The 16,855-nt window shown below is 65.3% G+C and carries 17 protein-coding genes and 1 tRNA gene; 4 read left to right on the plus strand and 14 right to left on the minus strand.

The window, feature by feature from the left end; genetic code table 11:
- Positions 1 to 10: 10 nt before the first annotated feature.
- The 6 genes from KM031_RS14835 to KM031_RS14860 form a co-directional block, all read right to left on the minus strand.
- Positions 11 to 553, minus strand: coding sequence for a biotin transporter BioY (locus KM031_RS14835; protein WP_215506638.1), 543 nt, complete (start codon positions 551 to 553; stop codon positions 11 to 13).
- A 9-nt stretch (positions 554 to 562) separates the two neighbouring features.
- A complete protein-coding gene (locus tag KM031_RS14840; RefSeq protein ID WP_215506636.1) occupies positions 563 to 1,159 on the minus strand; it encodes an energy-coupling factor transporter transmembrane component T family protein in 597 nt (198 codons plus the stop codon).
- A complete protein-coding gene (locus KM031_RS14845) occupies positions 1,134 to 1,853 on the minus strand; it encodes an energy-coupling factor ABC transporter ATP-binding protein (RefSeq protein WP_215506635.1) in 720 nt (239 codons plus the stop codon). The genes KM031_RS14840 and KM031_RS14845 overlap by 26 nt, the downstream gene beginning before the upstream one ends.
- 84 nt (positions 1,854 to 1,937) lie before the next feature.
- Positions 1,938 to 3,134 carry a UbiH/UbiF family hydroxylase gene (locus KM031_RS14850; RefSeq protein ID WP_215506633.1) on the minus strand — a complete coding sequence of 399 codons (1,197 nt, stop codon included), beginning with the start codon at positions 3,132 to 3,134 and terminating at the stop codon, positions 1,938 to 1,940.
- A 77-nt stretch (positions 3,135 to 3,211) separates the two neighbouring features.
- Positions 3,212 to 3,433, minus strand: coding sequence for a hypothetical protein (locus KM031_RS14855; protein ID WP_215506632.1), 222 nt, complete (start codon positions 3,431 to 3,433; stop codon positions 3,212 to 3,214).
- Between the two features lie 74 nt (positions 3,434 to 3,507).
- The gene (locus KM031_RS14860) at positions 3,508 to 4,155 is read right to left on the minus strand and encodes a pyrimidine 5'-nucleotidase (protein ID WP_215506630.1); all 648 of its coding nucleotides are present in this window, start codon (positions 4,153 to 4,155) and stop codon (positions 3,508 to 3,510) included.
- A gap of 110 nt (positions 4,156 to 4,265) precedes the next feature.
- Here KM031_RS14860 and KM031_RS14865 point away from each other — a divergent pair, with 110 nt between their 5' ends.
- Positions 4,266 to 4,901, plus strand: coding sequence for a GntR family transcriptional regulator (locus tag KM031_RS14865; protein ID WP_215506628.1), 636 nt, complete (start codon positions 4,266 to 4,268; stop codon positions 4,899 to 4,901).
- Here the strand turns inward: KM031_RS14865 and KM031_RS14870 are convergent.
- Both KM031_RS14870 and carA read right to left on the minus strand, forming a co-directional pair.
- Positions 4,867 to 6,798, minus strand: coding sequence for a glycosyltransferase (locus KM031_RS14870; protein WP_215506626.1), 1,932 nt, complete (start codon positions 6,796 to 6,798; stop codon positions 4,867 to 4,869). The two genes, KM031_RS14865 and KM031_RS14870, sit on opposite strands and share 35 nt — an antisense overlap.
- A 98-nt stretch (positions 6,799 to 6,896) precedes the next feature.
- Positions 6,897 to 8,051, minus strand: a complete 1,155-nt coding sequence (gene carA, locus KM031_RS14875; RefSeq protein WP_215506624.1) for a glutamine-hydrolyzing carbamoyl-phosphate synthase small subunit — start codon at positions 8,049 to 8,051, stop codon at positions 6,897 to 6,899.
- A 190-nt stretch (positions 8,052 to 8,241) separates the two neighbouring features.
- On the opposite strand from carA, the gene KM031_RS14880 reads away from it, so the two are divergent.
- Entirely contained in the window at positions 8,242 to 8,700 is a 459-nt protein-coding gene (locus tag KM031_RS14880) for a GatB/YqeY domain-containing protein (RefSeq protein ID WP_215506622.1), read from the plus strand.
- Between the two features lie 74 nt (positions 8,701 to 8,774).
- Here the strand turns inward: KM031_RS14880 and KM031_RS14885 are convergent, their stop codons facing one another.
- From KM031_RS14885 to lipB, 4 genes are all read right to left on the minus strand, one after another.
- On the minus strand, positions 8,775 to 9,260 hold the full coding sequence (locus KM031_RS14885; protein WP_215506620.1) for a DUF2244 domain-containing protein: 486 nt from the start codon (positions 9,258 to 9,260) through the stop codon (positions 8,775 to 8,777).
- A 114-nt stretch (positions 9,261 to 9,374) separates the two neighbouring features.
- On the minus strand, positions 9,375 to 11,045 hold the full coding sequence (gene ctaD, locus KM031_RS14890; protein WP_215506618.1) for a cytochrome c oxidase subunit I: 1,671 nt from the start codon (positions 11,043 to 11,045) through the stop codon (positions 9,375 to 9,377).
- A 149-nt stretch (positions 11,046 to 11,194) separates the two neighbouring features.
- Positions 11,195 to 11,632 (minus strand): c-type cytochrome, encoded by a 438-nt coding sequence (locus KM031_RS14895; RefSeq protein WP_215506617.1) that lies wholly within the window; start codon positions 11,630 to 11,632, stop codon positions 11,195 to 11,197.
- 128 nt (positions 11,633 to 11,760) lie between these two features.
- Positions 11,761 to 12,513, minus strand: a complete 753-nt coding sequence (lipB, locus tag KM031_RS14900) for a lipoyl(octanoyl) transferase LipB (RefSeq protein ID WP_260691989.1) — start codon at positions 12,511 to 12,513, stop codon at positions 11,761 to 11,763.
- A gap of 21 nt (positions 12,514 to 12,534) precedes the next feature.
- Here lipB and KM031_RS14905 point away from each other — a divergent pair, with 21 nt between their 5' ends.
- Positions 12,535 to 13,989 carry a peptidoglycan-binding domain-containing protein gene (locus tag KM031_RS14905; RefSeq protein WP_215506613.1) on the plus strand — a complete coding sequence of 485 codons (1,455 nt, stop codon included), beginning with the start codon at positions 12,535 to 12,537 and terminating at the stop codon, positions 13,987 to 13,989.
- A 146-nt stretch (positions 13,990 to 14,135) separates the two neighbouring features.
- Positions 14,136 to 14,222: transfer RNA gene (locus KM031_RS14910), tRNA-Leu, on the plus strand.
- A gap of 181 nt (positions 14,223 to 14,403) precedes the next feature.
- Here the strand turns inward: KM031_RS14910 and KM031_RS14915 are convergent.
- Together KM031_RS14915 and KM031_RS14920 are read right to left on the minus strand one after the other, a co-directional pair.
- The gene (locus tag KM031_RS14915) at positions 14,404 to 15,681 is read right to left on the minus strand and encodes a 4-aminobutyrate--2-oxoglutarate transaminase (protein ID WP_215506611.1); all 1,278 of its coding nucleotides are present in this window, start codon (positions 15,679 to 15,681) and stop codon (positions 14,404 to 14,406) included.
- A 130-nt stretch (positions 15,682 to 15,811) separates the two neighbouring features.
- A complete protein-coding gene (locus KM031_RS14920) occupies positions 15,812 to 16,834 on the minus strand; it encodes a GlxA family transcriptional regulator (RefSeq protein ID WP_215506609.1) in 1,023 nt (340 codons plus the stop codon).
- Between the last annotated feature and the right edge of the window lie 21 nt (positions 16,835 to 16,855).

Genomic DNA, 16,855 nt, shown 5'->3' on the forward strand with positions numbered 1-16,855 from the left:
GGCGCTGATCTCAGGCGCGCGACAGCACGGCCGCCGGGCGCACCTTGGCCAAGCCTTGAGTGATGGCCGCCGCGATCCCGGCTTTCAGCACGTCGCCAGCCAGGAAGGGCGCAGCCAGCAGGGCGGCTTCCGGCAGGGTCTTGCCCAGCACAACCGCCATGCCGATGGTGCCCAGAACCGACATGATCACGATGCCGCCCAGCACGGCGCCGGCAAAGCTTGCCACCCCGATCGGCGCCGACCAGCGTTCGACAACCCAGCCCGCGACGAAGGCCGAAATCGGGAAGGCGATCAGATAACCGACCGACGGCCCGGCAAAGACACCAAGCCCACCCCGGCCCCCGGACAGCAGCGGCAGACCCACCGCGACCAGCGCCAGAAACAGCAGCACGGCCAGCGCGCCGCGCTTGGACCCCAGCACGGTGCCGCAAAGCATGATGCCCAAAGACTGGGCGGTGATCGGCACGCCCGAGATGAGGTCGATCTTGGGCACAAGGCCCAGAACGGCGATCAGTGCCGCAAACAGGGCGATATGGGTGAGGTTGCGTTCCATTCGAGTCTCCTAAAGGCCGCCGCGCGCGCGCAGGGCTTCGGCCACATGGTCTGCATCATCCAGCGCCAGCAGAACCACCGGCAGAACGATGCGCGCACCCACCCGTTTCGGGCTGCGCGCGCGCCATGCCTGCATCAGTTGCGACATCTTGTCCAGCAAAACCGGCGTAAAGCGGATGACCATGGCCATGGCGAGCGCAACCATGCGCGGGTTGACCCCGATGTGGCGCAGCGGTTGCAACAGCCGCTCCACCAACGCCAGCATGGCATCCAGACGGGTTGTCATCGTCACCAGATTGGCCAGCGCCACGGCAAAACCCATGCGCCCGGCGATGATCAGGCCGCGCGCAATCTCGTCCTGCCACAGATGCCACAGCGCGAGGATGAGAAAGAACGGCCAGAGCGGGCGCAGCATTGCCAGCCCGTGCCGTGCAAAGCGCAACCCCAAGGCGAGATAGAGCGCCAGCAGCGCCAGCAGCGCCGCGCCCATCACCCATGGGCTCTGCACCGGAAACACCAGCGCCGTTCCCAGCGCCATCAGCCCCAGCTTGACCCCCACCGGCCAGCGGTGCAGCCATGTCTCAATCGGTGAGGTCAGCGTCAGCATCATCCGCCCCCAAACGCGCCATTTCGGCCCGGAACGCGGCCAGAACCTCTGCCGCCGCACCATCGCGGGCCACGCGGCCCGCCTCCAGCCAGATCACCCGGTCACAGGCCGCCACCGCATCGGGATCATGGCTGATTACCACCAGCCGTTGCGGCAAGGCGGCCAGCCGCCGGGTCAGCCGCATCTGCATCGGCAGGTCCAGCGCGGCGAAAGGTTCGTCCAGCAGGATGGTTTCGGGGGCCATCAGCAGCACCGACAGCAGGCACAGATATTGCCGCTGCCCCTGGCTCAGCGTCTGGACCGAGCGCGCGGCCCAATCGGCGCGGCCCTCGGCGGACAGAGCCGCCTGCACCCGCGCCATCGCCTCGGCGGTGGACAGGCCCATCTGGCGCAGGCCGAAGGCCAGCTCTTCCTCGACCGTCGGAAAGATGATCTGGTGGTCCGGGTTCTGGAACAGGATGCCGATGCGCGACAGCACGCCGCGCCGATCCTGCGCCGGATCCATGTCCCCCAGCCGCACCTGCCCCGAACTCGGCGCGATCAGCCCGGCGATCAGCCGCAGCAAGGTGGTCTTGCCTGATCCGTTGCGCCCGATGATGCCGATCCGCGCCTCGGTCAGATGCAGGGAAATGCCGTGCAGGATCGGTTTGCCCGCAACGGCATATGCCACATCCTGCACCGAAATCCCGTTCATGCGCCCTCCGCCTTTGCGCCGGAATAGCCGCCATGCCGCAGCCGCACAATGCCAAATGCCTGCGGCGAGCGGGTGCCTTGCGGCTCAGCGCACGCCGATCCCGGCCCGCATCAGGGTGCGGCGCAGCGGGGCGATGGAATAGAACGCATCCAGCGCCCCCGCCCGCAGGTCGCGCAGCGGCTGTGCGCCCAGCATCGAGGCACGGTTCAGCAGGTCAATGCCGCTGACGCGCGCCTGCACATCCAGATGGCGCTTGCGGTGATAGGCATCGAGCATCGCCACCGACCCCAGCGAAGCGCGATCTGCCAGCGCAAGATCCAGCAGGACGGTCAGATCGGCCAGGCTCATGTTCAGGCCCTGCGCGCCGATGGGCGGCATCACATGCGCGGCCTCGGCCATCAGCGCACTGCGCTCGCCCGCCATGCGCGCGGCGATCTGGGCAATGATTGGCCATTGCGTCAGGCGGCTGATCAGGCGCAGCGGGCCAAGCAGGCCGCAGGACCGCTCCATCATCTCGGCCTCGAAATCCGCCACCGGAAGGGCGGCGCGCCGGTCGATCTCGGCGGCGTGATCCATCCAGACCACGGCAGAGCAGGGCTGGCCGTCGCGGTCGGGCAGCGGCACGAAGGTGAAGGGGCCGCCCGCGCGGTGGATCTCGGTCGAGATGTTCTGGTGCGGGATCGGATGCCGCACGGCGAAGGCCAGCGCCTTCTGCCCATAGCGCAGGGTCTTGACCGGGATGCCAAGCGCTGTGCGCACCAGACTGTCGCGGCCATCCGCACCGATCAGAAGCCGCGCCGACAGCCGCTGCCCATCCGACAGCGTGACCAGCGCCGCCGATTCGCGGGTCAGCACAGCGGCGGTTGAGAGGCCGGGCAGAAAGCGCACGTTCGGCAATTCGGCCAGCCGCGCCACCATTTCCCGCCGGAGCAACCAGTTCGGCAGGTTCCAGCCAAAGGGCTGATCCGACAGATCGGCGGCGTTGAAATCCTTGACCACCCGCGGTTCGGCCACCGGCCCGCCCGCATCGACGATACGCATGATCTGAAGCGCAGCAGCATGGGGTGCCAGCCGCGCCCAGAGGCCCGCCGTCTCCAGCACCGGGATCGAGGGGTGCAGGAAGGCGGTGCTGCGCAGATCCGATCCGGCGGCGTCCGCCTCGGTCACCGGCGGGTTCGGCTCCACGCAGACCACCTGAAACCCGGCAGAGCCAAAGGCGCAGGCGGCGGCCAACCCGGCAACGCCGCCGCCGGAAATCAGGATATCGGTCTCGTCACGCATCGCCAGCTCCTCTGCATTGGGTCTGGATACGGCAGAAGCGGCGGGGCGTCCACGCGACACCGCGCCCTGGGGCCGCGTCAGGCGCGCGTGATGGCGATCAGGATCACGAACATCACCGCCACCATGACCAGCGCCACCATGGTCAGCGCCACCAGACCCCAGGTCTTGACCGCCAGCACGACCAGCGTGACGGCGATGGTCAGCAGATAGAAGATCACATTCACATCACGGGCGATGTCGCGCGCAATGAAGCCGATCAGGGGCAGGCGGCTGAAGCTGATGGCGGGCAGGGCGGTCATGGCAGTCTCCGGATTGCTGTGCGGCCACTATGCCGCCTCCGAAAATCTGCATCCAGAATACACCTTGTCGCAGGTCACGCCAGAAGCTGCGACAGAAAGCCGCTGAGGTCTGCCGTATGGTGCTGGATATGCGGGGCCGTCACCGGCGCGGGGGCCACATGCACGGTGCGCATCCCCAGCGCATGCGGCACGGCAAGGTTGCGCGGATCATCCTCGAACATCGCGGCGCGCGGCGGATCAACGCCATCCTGCGCAAAGACTGCCTCAAAGGCGGCACGGTCGGGCTTGGGGCGGAAACCGGCATGTTCCACACCGTAAATCGCATCAAACACCCCGGCCAAGCCCCGCGCCGCCAAGACTTTTTCGGCATAGGGGGCCGAGCCGTTGGTATAGACGATGCGCCGCCCGGGCAGTGCCCGGATTTGGGCAGCCAGATGCGGATCGGGGATCAGCGCGTCAAAGCTGATGTCATGTACCGCGTGCAGATAGCCGTCGGGCGGCATTTCATGTTCTGCCATCAGCCCGGCCAGAGTGGTGCCGTAAAGCTGCCAGTAATGCTGGCGCAGGCGGTTCGCCTCGGGTTTGTCCACACCCAGCGTGTGCATCACCCAATCGGTCATCTTCACTTCGATCTGGTCGAAAAGCCGGGCTTCGGGCGGATAAAGCGTGTTGTCGAGGTCAAAGACCCAGTGGCGGACATGAGAGAACTGCTGCGCGATCATGCCCCCAGTCTACCGCAGAGTGGCATTGCGGGCAAGGTTGCGGCAAATGCCGGTTGAAACGCAGCGCGGCCCCGGCATAGTGTCGCGCCACTGTTACGAAAGGGCCCGCCGTGCAGAAAGACGCCTATACGCTGATCCTCGAAGCCATCGAAGCGGGGGTCTACAAACCCGGCGACCGGCTGGTGGAATCAGAACTGGCCGAGCGGCTGGGCGTGTCGCGCACCCCGGTGCGCGAGGCGTTGCAGCGGCTGGAAACCCAATCCATGCTGACGCGTGACGGGCGCAGCCTGATCGTCGCCACGCTGGATCACAACCAGCTGGCAGAGCTTTACGCGGTGCGGACCGAGCTGGAAGGGCTGGCCGCGCGGCTGGCGGCCCGTCATGCGACAGATGAAGAGATCAGCGTGCTGAAATCCATGGTCGAGGAGGACCGGCAGTTGCTGGGCGGTGATCCGCGCAATCTGAGCCGGGCCAACAAGCGGTTTCACAAGCAGATCCACCTCGCCTCGCACAACCGCTTTCTGGTGCAGCAGCTTGATCTGGTGCATCGGTCGATGGCGTTGATGGCCAATACCTCTTTCGCCGCCGAAGGCCGCGACGAGGTGGCGATGGCGGAACATGACGACATCGTGCGCGCCATTGCCGCACGCGATGGTGATGCGGCCTATGCAGCGCTGCGGGCGCATATCTCCAAGGCGTTTGAAACCCGGCTCAGGGTGGATGCGGGTGAGCTGAAGCTGCGCTAGGTGCGGGCATCTCTGGCGGGGCGAAATGGCCGTGGCTGGTCTTGTCCCACCAGAAGGGTTTGGTGACCAGTTCCCACGCGGCCTTGTAGGAGGCCAGCGAGCCGAGCGGGAAATAGAGATGCAGCACCGGCGCCCAGAGAGGATGGATCCGGTTCGGCGTCATCCGCAACGACACCAGCGTCACCGCCAGCAACATCACCTCGGTAAAGAGGAAGATCGTGGCGATACTGTCATAAAGCAGCGGCGGCAGACTATCGACCAGCGGATGCGGCAGCCCCAGCGGCACGGCCCAGAACGTCCAGAGCAGCGGCGCCAGCAGGAACTGTGACAGGGTGGTCAGGAAAAACACCTGAAAGCCGATGAACTTCCACCAGCCCAGCTGCCGCAGCAGCAAGGCGGGCTGCCGCATATGCACGGCATAGGTCATCATATAACCTTTCAGCCAGCGCGACCGCTGCCGGACCCAGGGCAGGACGCGGCAATTGGCCTCTTCAAAGGTGGTGGTGGCGATCAGCTCGGTCCTAAAGCCGTGGCGGGCCAGCCGCATCCCCAGATCGGCATCTTCGGTGACGTTGAACGCATCCCAGCCGCCCAGCTGCTCCAGCGCCGCGCGGCGGAAAAACAGCGTGGTGCCGCCCAAAGGAATGGCAAGGCCCAGACGCTCCAGCCCCGGCAGGATGATGCGGAACCAGGTGGCATATTCCATGGTAAAACAGCGGCTGAGCCAGTTGGTATGCGGATTGTAGAAATCCAGCACGCCTTGCAGGCAGGCGACCTCGGCCCCGCGGTGATGAAACCTGTCGACCACGCGGCGGATCTGGTCGGGCTCGGGCGCGTCTTCGGCGTCATAGACGCCGATGATGCTGCCGCGACAGGCATCCAGCGCATAGTTCAGCGCGCGGGGTTTGGTTTTCAGCCGCCCATCGGGCACCACCACAACCCGCATCCAGGGCGGCAGGCAGGCGCGCTGCAAGGCGGCGCGGGTCAGGCTGTCCTCCTCCTCGACCACCAGCAGGATATCGAGCAATTCGCGCGGATAGTCCAACAGCCCCAGCCGCTGCACCAGACGCGGTGCAATCGTGCCCTCGCGATACAGCGCCACCATGACCGACACGATGGGCAGGCGCTGGATATGCACCGGCGGCCCTTCCGGTGGCGGGCGGCGCAGGGCGGCAAAGATGGCGGCGGTTTTCAACAGGGTGGCCAGCAGCAGCGTCAGCATGGCCCAGAAGGTCGCGGCACAGAGCAGCGAAAACGGTGCCAGCACCGCCCAGGACGCCAGCAGGATCACGCCACAGCGCGCCCAGAGCCCCTGTGTCTGGCCCCCCCAGTCGCGGCAGCTTTCGGCGGCGGCGACGCGCCGCTGCGCCGCGTGATCCAGCTGCGGGCCGCGCGCCAGCAGGATGGCCGCCTCGATCCGGTTGGCGGGCAGGACCGCCAGCGCGATCTTGCCAAAGGTGGCGTGCAGGCGCGGCTGGTTGCGGGCGAAGTCTTCGGGATGCGCGGTGGCGATCACGGTCACATCGCCCAGCCGCCGCCACGGCAGCAGGCTTTCGCGCAGGCAGGTCGCGGCCCCCAGCGCATCAATCAGCCGGGGATCGGGCGGGCAGGCCTGCACATCGGCCAGATCGGCGCCCCAATGCTGCGCCATGGCGCGATAGAGCGCCGTCTCGGAGATCATGCCGCGCGACAGCAGGATGTCGGCCAATCGCCCGCGCCGCTGGCGGTGCAGCGTCAGCGCCTGCACCATGTCATGCGGCGCGACCAGCCCGGCCCGCAGCAAGACCACGGCCAGCGTTTCGGCCGAGGGGGCCGCCTCCCGCGCCTGCCAACCCGGCAGAGCCACCGCAGCGGAGGTCACCGGATCGGGCAGAAGCTGAAGACGCGGAATGGCCATGCGAACCCTGTGCGATATGGCGCAAGGCTTCTCCAGAAATGGTTAAGGCCGCGTTAAAACACGCGGCCTTTCGTTCACTACAGGCTTCGGGGCGGGCCTTATGCGGCGCGGCGGGCGCGCATCGCTTCGGCAAACCGCTCGAACAGATAGAAGCTGTCCTGCGGGCCGGGGCTGGCCTCGGGGTGGTGCTGCACCGAGAACACCGGCTTGCCATCGACGCGGAGGCCGCAATTGGTGCCGTCGAACAGCGAGATATGGGTTTCGATCACCCCGGCGGGCAGGGTCTGGCTGTCCACAGTGAAACCGTGGTTCATCGAAGTGATTTCCACCTTGCCGGTGTCCTGATCCTTCACCGGATGGTTGGCGCCATGGTGGCCATGACCCATCTTCACGGTCTGCGCGCCCAAGGCCAGCGCCAGCATCTGATGGCCAAGGCAGATGCCGAACACCGGCAGATCCGCCGCCAGCACGCCCTTGATCATCGGCACGGCATAGCTGCCGGTGGCCGCCGGATCGCCCGGACCGTTGGAGAGAAACACGCCTTCCGGGTTCAGCGCCAGCACATCCTCGGCGGTGGCGCTGGCCGGCAGCACCGTCACTTCGCAGCCCGCCGAAGCGAGGCAGCGCAGAATATTGCGCTTGGCACCATAGTCGATCGCCACCACGCGCAGGCCCGCGCCTTCGCGTTTGCTATAGCCTTCAGGCCAGGCCCACCGCATCTCATCCCAGCGGTAGGATTGCGCGCAGGTCACGTCCTTGGCCAGATCCAGCCCGACAAGGCCCTTCCAGGCGCGCGCCTTGGCCACCAGCGCCTCGATGTCGAAATTGCCATCGGGGTCATGCGCCAGTGCCACATGCGGCGCGCCTTGCTGGCGGATCGCACGGGTCAGGCGGCGGGTATCAAGCCCGCCGATGCCGATGCGGCCCTTCGACACCATCCAGGTCTGAAGATCGGCGGTGGCGCGCCAGTTCGACGGCGCCGTGGGATCCCATTTCACCACCATGCCTGCCGCCACCGGCTCGGCGGTTTCGTCATCTTCCACCGTCACGCCGGTATTGCCGATATGCGGGAAGGTGAAGGTGACGATCTGGCTGGCATAGGAGGGATCGGTCATGATCTCCTGGTAACCGGTCATTGCGGTGTTGAACACCAGCTCTGCCACCGTTTCGCCTGTAGCGCCAAAGCCCTTGCCGTAAAAGATCGTACCGTCTGCGAGGGCAAGGCAGGCAGTTGGGACAGCGGTGCTGGGCATGATGCGACTCTCCGGGTAAACCGGGGGGAACCTAAGGGGAGGGCGGCTTTGGGTCAACCCCAATGCAGCCGCAGAAACCGTAAAAGTCTTGTGTAATGATTTCAATGACTTGGCATAAATTGGCCCGGTTGTGTTACAGGCCGTGACCGGGTAGAGTCGCAATCTGTTGAAACCTGGGGATGGGTATCGGATGAGCTTGCGCGACCAGCTGCAAACAGCACTGAAAGAGGCGATGAAGGCGAAAGAGGCGGATCGTCTGTCGACGCTGCGCCTGATCAATGCCGCCATCAAGGACCGGGAGATCGCGCTGCGCGGTGAAAGCGAAGCGGCGGTGGTCGATGATGCCGCCATTCTTGCCATTCTGGGCCGCATGGTGAAACAGCGCCAGGAAAGCGCGCGCGCCTATGAAGAAGGCGGGCGGCTGGAACTGGCGGAAAAGGAACTGTCTGAAATCACGGTCATTTCGGAATTTCTGCCGCGCCAGCTGGACGGGGCCGAGGTCGGATCCGCCATTGATGCGGCGATTGCCGAGGCGGGGGCGACCAGCATCCGCGACATGGGCAAGGTGATGGCGGTGCTGAAGGGTAAATATACCGGCCAGATGGATTTCGGCGCGGTGGGCCCGATGGTCAAGGACAAGCTGGCCTGAGGGCCAAGCCGGATCGCTGTGGGAAGGGGGCCGGTTCGGCCCCTTTTTTGTTGTGTGCTTGCTTGTCGAAGCGGTTAGCGCAGCGCCCTGAGCCGGGCCGACAGATCCTGCGCCAGGGCGAGTCGTTCGTCCTCTGACAGAAACGCGCCGATCTCTACCTCGCGTGGGCCGCCATGCAGCGTCAGATACTGCGGCACCGGCCCGCCCGTTTCGTGCCGGATCACCCGCACCCAATGCGGATTGGCCTGCCAGTCCTTGCGCATCCCGCGCGGGCCACGGCGGATCAGGTTGATCCGGTCGGGGCCAAGGGTCAAATCCTCGACAATCTCGCCATCGCGATACGAGCGTTCCAGCGCCCACCAGATCGCGGCGATGGTCAGCAGCAGAAATGGCAGCAAGCCCCAGAGCACGGGCGAGCCGAGGACCGACAGCAAGGGCAGGCCGATCAGCAGGGCGGTGCCGCCGACAAACCAGACAAAGCCACGCCGCGGCAAGGACCGATGCGGCCAGAGCCGCAGCCGGTCGCCATCGGGGGTGGGGGGAAGCCATTCATAGGGCATGGGCGGCGGACTCGGATATTGATCTGGGAGCGGTATATCAGGCGCGGCCGGGGTGCCGCCATCCCAATGCAAAAGGCCCCGGATCGCTCCGGGGCCTTTGTGTTTGATCAGGACTTAGTGTGCGTGGCCCTTGTCCCAGTCCTCACGCTTCGGCAGTTGCTCGAAGGTGTGTTCCGGCGGCGGGCAGGGCAGGGTCCATTCCAGCGTGTCGGCATATTCGTTCCAGTAGTTGTTCTCGGTGACGCGTTTGCCGAAGAACAGCGTGTAGAACACGATGCCGATGAAGAACACGAAGGACACGAACGACAGGAAGGCACCGTAGCTGGAGAGTTTGTTGAAGTAGGCAAACGCCTCCGGGTAGTCGATGTAACGGCGCGGCATGCCCTGACGGCCCAGGAAGTGCTGGGGGAAGAAGGTCAGGTTGGAGCCGATGAACATGAGCCAGAAGTGCACCTTGCCTGCCCATTCCGGGTAGTGGCGGCCCGACATCTTGCCCATCCAGAAATAGATGCCGGCAAAGATCCCGAACACGGCGCCGAGGCTCATCACATAGTGGAAGTGTGCCACGACGTAATAGGTGTCGTGATAGGCGCGGTCGACCGAGGCCTGGCTCAGCACGATGCCGGTCACGCCGCCCACGGTGAACAGGAACAGGAAACCCTGTGCGAACAGCATCGGGGTTTTGAACTCGAGCGAGCCGCCCCACATGGTGGCAATCCACGAGAAGATCTTGATGCCGGTCGGCACGGCGATCACCATGGTGGCCATCATGAAGTAGCTTTGCTGCGTCAGCGACATGCCGACGGTGTACATGTGGTGCGCCCAGACGACAAAGCCCAGCACACCGATGCCGACCATCGCATAGACCATCGGCAGATAACCGAAGATCGGCTTGCGCGAGAAGGTGGCGATGACCTGGCTGATGATGCCGAAGGCGGGGAGTACGATGATATACACTTCGGGGTGGCCGAAGAACCACAGGATGTGCTGATACAGGATCGGGTCACCGCCGCCCGAGGGCTGGAAGAAGGTGGTGCCGAAGTTCCGGTCGGTCAGCAGCATGGTGATGGCACCGGCCAGCACCGGCAGCGCCAGCAGGATCAGCCAGGCGGTCACGAAGATCGACCAGGCGAACAGCGGCACCTTGTGCATGGTCATGCCGGGGGCACGCATGTTGAGGAAGGTGGTGATGATGTTGATGGCGCCCAGGATCGACGAGGCCCCCGACAGGTGGACCGCGAAGATCGCGAGGTCCATCGAATAGCCGCCTTCGTTGGTCGACAGCGGCGGGTAGAGCACCCAGCCCACGCCCGAACCCAGCTGGTCATTGCCGCCCGGCGAGAACACCGAGGCCACGGCGAGCGAGGTGCCCGCCACATAGAGCCAGTAGCTGAGGTTGTTCATGCGCGGGAAGGCCATGTCCGGCGCACCGATCTGCAGCGGCATGAAATAGTTGCCGAAACCGCCGAACAGCGCCGGAATGACGACGAAGAACATCATCAGGATGCCGTGGGCGGTGACCGTGACGTTCCACAGGTGGCCGTTGGGCGTGCAGGTCTGCGCGGCATCTGCCACGAAGCGCGTGCCTTCCATGCACATGTACTGAACGCCCGGCTCCATCAGCTCGTAGCGCATGAAGACGGTGAACAGCACCGAAATCAGGCCGACGATACCGCCGGAGAAGAGATACAGGATCCCGATGTCTTTGTGGTTTGTCGACATGAACCAGCGGGTAAAGAACCCGCGGGTGTCATGGTCGTGGCCATGAATGGCTGCGTCGGCCATTGGCGCCTCCCGTTGCGTTGCTCGAAATGGGCGACCGGGAAGGAATCCCGCCGCCTGATGGCGCTATTTCTAGAGCGGGGATCAGGCGGCGGCAATTGCAGAGTTTGATGCAGATCAAAAAACCTGCGCGTCAGAGGTGCTTAGCTGCGTCAGTTCGCCGCAGGTTTGACCGAAGCCAGATAGGCGGCCATGTCTTCGCCGCCCTTGGCCAGCTTGAAGGTCATCTTGGATTTCGCCGAGGCGTCGCCCGTCTGCTCTTTCAGCCATTTGGCCGGATCGGCCACATAGGCGGCCAACAGCGCCTCGTCCCAGACGACGCCCTTGGCACCGACGGCGACAATCGACTCGCCGTATTTGTAATCGGCGACAGAGCCGACAGCACGGCCCACCACGCCATAAAGGTTCGGCCCGGTCTTGCCGCCCTTCTGGATCTCGGTGCCGTCATCAGCCACGATCATGTGGCAGGCCTTGCATTTCTTGAAATCGGCCTCGCCCTTGGCGGCGTCACCTGCGGCAAGGGCCGGGGTGGCGAGGGCAAGGGGCAGGGCGGTCAGGGCCGCGAGCGCGGCAGCAGTCATCAGGTTCATGCGGTTTCCTCCAGTTGGCGAGCGGTCGCTAGCGGCAAACAGTTCGCAGGATGGCGCGAATGTTCAAGAGAGACGTAAGTCCAGCCTGTCTGCCTGGCCATGGGGCAGGGTGTCGCTGTTCTGGGCCTTCAGCCCGGTGGGGTGGGGCAGGTGGCGTGCATGGCGCTGTCGAAGGTGGCCATCAGGGCGGCGTCCAGATCAGCCATGGTGACCGGCAGGCCAAGGTCGACCAGACTGGTCACCCCATGCTCGCGGATGCCGCAGGGCACGATGCCGCTGAAATGGCTCAGGTCCGGTTCCACATTGATCGAGATGCCGTGAAAGCTGACCCAGCGGCGCAGCTTGATCCCAAGCGCCGCGATCTTGTCTTCGCGCGGGCTGCCATCCGGTCCGCGCGGCAGATCGGGGCGCTGCACCCAGACGCCGACGCGACCGGGGCGGATTTCGCCGGTCACGTTGAACTCGGCCAGTGCCGCGATCACCCAGTTTTCCAGCGCCCGCACGAAACAGCGCACATCCGCGCCACGCTGTTTCACATCTAGCATCACATAGACAATGCGCTGCCCCGGCCCGTGATAGGTATATTGCCCGCCGCGCCCGACCGCATGAACGGGAAAGCGGTCCGGTTCGACCAGATCGGCGGCCTTGGCCGAGGTGCCTGCGGTATAAAGCGGCGGGTGTTCCAGCAGCCAGATTGCCTCGGCGGCCTCGCCCCGGGCAATCGCCTCGGCGCGGGCCTCCATCGCGGCCAGCGTCTCGGTATAGGGGCTGAGCCCCGGCAGATGGCTCCACTCGACCATGGCACTCCTTTGCGGCGGCGCCGCCGCGCTTTTCCTTCTCGCGCAATGGCGGGGCCGTGTTAGGCTGTCACAATTGAACAAGACGATTTAGGGAGACTTGCAATGAAACTTAAGACAGTTGCAACCACATGTGTGGTGGCCGCGCTTGCGCTGGGTCAGGCCGAGCCGGTGCGCGCGGATGCAGGCGACGCGATTGCCGGGGCGATCATCGGGGGCCTGATCGGCGGGGCCATCGTGAAGGACCAGCAGCGGCGCAAGGCCGCCAGCAAACCGCGCAGTTCCTCGAAATCCGCCGCCCCCAAAAGCACGATGTCCACCGCGCAGCGCGAATCCAACCGCGAGGTGCAGACCGCGCTCAATCACTTTGGCTTTCCGGTGGGCACGCCCGATGGCTCCATCGGGCCGAAAAGCCGCGCGGCCATCTCCAGCTATCAGGCGCTGCTCGGGTATCCGCCCACCGGCCAGCTGACGGATTACGAACGCACCCTGCTGGTGACATCCTATCACCGTGCCATTGCCGGCGGGCCGGTGATTGCGCAGACGGCGGCCACGCATCCGATGGGCATGAAGGGCCTGCTGCTGGTGCAGCGCGATGAAATGGCCGGGGTGCCCGCCGCCGTGCCGCAGGGCACGCTGGCCGCCGTGGCCCCGCCTGTGGCTGCCGCGGCAGCGCTGCCTGCGCTGGTGGCCGAACCTGCGCCGACGCCCGCGCCTGCCGCACCGGCCCTGCCCAGCTTCATGGGGGCGACGATGGTGTCGCTCAGCTCGCATTGCAACACGGTCGCGCTCAAGACCAACAGCAATGGCGGCTATGTCACGGTCGCCAGCCTGACCGATCCGGTGCAGGCCCTGTCAGAGCAGTTCTGCCTGAGCCGGGCTATCGCGATCCAGCAGGGCGAAGAGATGGCGCGCACTGTGGCGGGCGTGACACCGGTGCAGATTGCCGATCAGTGCAAGGCCTTCGGGCCGGTCCTGAAGGATCATGTGACGGCGGTGTCGCTGAAATCCGCGACGGATGTCCTGTCGGGCGTGGCCAATTTCGTGGCCGGCAGTGGTATGTCGCCCGCGCAGTTGTCGGGCACCTCCAAGATCTGTCTGGGCGTTGGCTATGCGCAAGATGACATGGAGGTGGCGCTTGGCTCGGCGCTGGTGCTGACCGCCCTGGGCGAGGCAGGCTATGCCGAACTGCCGGGGCACCATCTGGCCGAAGGGATCGGCGCGACGCGGCGGCCCGATCTGGCACAGGGCTGGTATGAAATGGCGCTGGGGGCCGCCGGGCAGGGCATGGCCCCGCTGGCCCCGGCCAGCGCCGAACGGCAGGATCTGATCCGCAAGGCGGTGTTCATGCTGGGGGGCCGCAGCGAGGCCCCCGCAGCCGCCGCCCCCGCGCTGCCGGTGCTGGTGGCCCCCGCCGCGCCCGAGGTCGTGGTGCAGGCCGCTCCCGCGCCGGTGCTGGCCCCGCCAACCCCCGCTGCCGCCCCCGCGTCGGCGCCGATGTCTGCCGCAAAGGCGGTGTCCTTTGCCACGGCGCTGCCCCGGTTGATGATGGGGCAGTGATCCGCTGATCCGGCTGGGGGCGCGCGGCCAGTCTTGCGCGCCCTTTCAGGCGCTTGGGCGTGGCACAAATATTTCGGGGCTTGCGTGAAATCCCCCTTTTCTTCCGCGTGGGGCTTCGCTAAACACCGCGCACCAAGTCAGATCGTGCGGATGTGGCGGAATTGGTAGACGCGCAGCGTTGAGGTCGCTGTGGGGTAACACCCGTGAAGGTTCGAGTCCTTTCATCCGCACCATTTTTCCTTCGCCATGAGTGGCTTGAGTGGAAAATGCCCTCCCAAACGTTTCGCACTGCTCAGATGCTCAGCCTTGACGGCTGCAGGACAAAACCCGCGTAGCGACGTGTTTTCCCGCCTCTACGCGTGGTTCGATCGTCCCGAGATGGGGGCGGGGGCAGTGTCATGCCCCCGCGGTCTGTCAGGCGGTCCGCGCCGCCGCCACAGCTTCTTCCAGAATGGCCATCGCCTCGGCAAAATGCGCATCAGGAATGGTGATCGGGGCCAGGAAGCGGATCACGTTGCCATATACACCGCAGGTCAGCAGCAGCAGGCCGCGCTTCAGCGCCTCCAGCCGCACGCGGCCGGTGAAACCGGCGTCCGGCTCCTTGTTGGCGGGGTTGGCAAATTCCACCGCCACCATGAAGCCGGGGCCCCGGATGTCGCTGATTTCCGGCGTCACGGCGCGGATCGCCTCAAGTTTCTGCTTCAGGCGGCTGCCCAACTCGTTCGCGCGGCCACAGAGGTCTTCCTCCTCGATCACATCCAGCACGGCATGGGCGGCGGCAATGCCCAGCGGGTTGCCGCCATAGGTGCCGCCCAGCCCGCCCGGATGGGCCGCATCCATGATCTCGGCCCGGCCCGTCACCGCCGCCAGCGGCAGGCCGCCGGCCAGACCCTTGGCCATGGTGGTGATGTCGGCGGCCACGTCATAGCCGTGCATCGCAAACAGCGTGCCGGTGCGGGCAAAGCCGGTCTGCACCTCGTCGGCGATCATCACGATGCCATGCTCGTCGCAGAGCTTGCGGATGGCGCGCATCAGATCGGCGGGCGCGGGGTAGAAGCCGCCTTCGCCCTGCACGGGTTCAAAGATGATCGCAGCAACGCGGGCCGGATCGAGATCAGCCTTGAACAGCTTGGTGATTCCCGCCATCGCATCGGCGGTGGAAATGCCATGCACATCCTGCGGGAAGGGAACGTGGAACACATCCGGCATCATCGCGCCGAAACCCTTCTTGTAGGGCTCCACCTTGCCGGTCAGCGTCATGCCCATGAAGGTCCGGCCATGGAAGGCCCCACCAAAGGCAATCACCGCATTGCGGCCGGTATGGATGCGCGCGATTTTCACCGCATTTTCCACGGCCTCGGCCCCGGTGGTCACAAACACGGTCTTCTTGGCAAAATCGCCGGGTACAGCGGCATTGAGCCGTTCTGCCAGACGGATGTAGTTTTCATAGGGCAGAACCTGATGGCAGGTATGGGTGAATTTCTGCATCTGTGCTGCGACTGCCGCCATCACCCGCGGGTGGCAATGGCCGGTATTCACCACGGCGATGCCCGCCGCGAAGTCGATATAGCGGTTGCCCTCGATATCCCAGACCTCGGAGTTCAGTGCGCGTTCGGCATAAATCTGCGTCTGCATTCCGACACCGCGCGAAATGGCATCGTCACGGCGCTTGGCGACTTCGGTATTCAGCATGGTCTGTTCCTCTCGGGCCCGGAGTATCGGATCGGTATGGGGCGTTTCGCGCATCATTTTGATCAAAATTCTGCGGCGTTCAACCGGATTTGCGACATGCGATCCGGCGCAAAGCGGCAAGGCCGCCCACTCAGCTGCCGAAATGCGAGAAACGATAGGGCGAGACGCCGTATTTCTTGCGGAAGCTCTTTGAGAAATGCGAACTGGAGGCATAACCGCAGGCCACGCTGACCTCGGTCACGCTCATGTCGGTTTCGGCCAGCAGCGCGCGGCCATGTTGCAGCCGCAGGTCATTCATGTAACGGACCGGCGTGACGCCAAGATAGCGGTTGAACAGCCGTTCGATCTGGCGGCGCGATACGCCCAGATGCGTGGCGCAGGCATCCAGATCGAATTCATCCTCGATCCGCGCTTCCAGAAAGGCTACGGCCTTGATCAGCTTTTCGTTGCGCGTGCCCAGGCGGGCCGCCAGCGAGGTGATCTGTTCATCCTCTTCGGTGCGCCGCTGGGTCAGCAGGCACATGTTCATCACCTCCTGGCTCAGCTGCGCGCCATAGCGGTCATGGATCAGCTTGAGCATCAGGTCGGCGGCGGCCACACCCCCGGCACAGGTGACAATGCGTTCGTCGATGCAGAACACCTGCCGGGCGGGTTCCAGATCGGGGAAGGTTTCGGTGAAGCCCGAGATGTTTTCCCAATGCAGGGTGAAGCGCCGCCCCTTGAGGATGCCCGCCCGCGCCAGCGCATAGGCGCCGGTGCAGAGCCCGCCCACGGTGCGGCCCCGCCGCCACTGGCCGCGCACCCAGTCGCCCAGCGAATCGGTGATCTCCACTTCGGGCTGCACCCCGCCGCAGACCAGCACATGGCCCTGCGGCAGCGCCTCGGACAGCGGGCCGTCCGGCAGAACCGGCACGCCGTTGGAGCAGGCGACGGGTTTGCCATCCTCGGAATAGGTGCGCCAGCGGAACAGAATCTGCCCGGTCAGCTGATTGGCCACCCGCAGCGGCTCGATCGCGGCGGTAAAGGCCAGCATGGTAAAGCGCGGCACCAGAACAAAGGTCACCGAAAGGGGTTCGGTCACCTTGGGCAGCGTCACATGCGCAACGCCGCGCGCCACATATTTCCGGGCGTCAGTCTGGTCTGTCTCTGCCATAGGCGCTGCCCTATCGCGCTG

Source organism: Gemmobacter fulvus (assembly GCF_018798885.1).
GTDB lineage: Bacteria > Pseudomonadota > Alphaproteobacteria > Rhodobacterales > Rhodobacteraceae > Gemmobacter > Gemmobacter fulvus.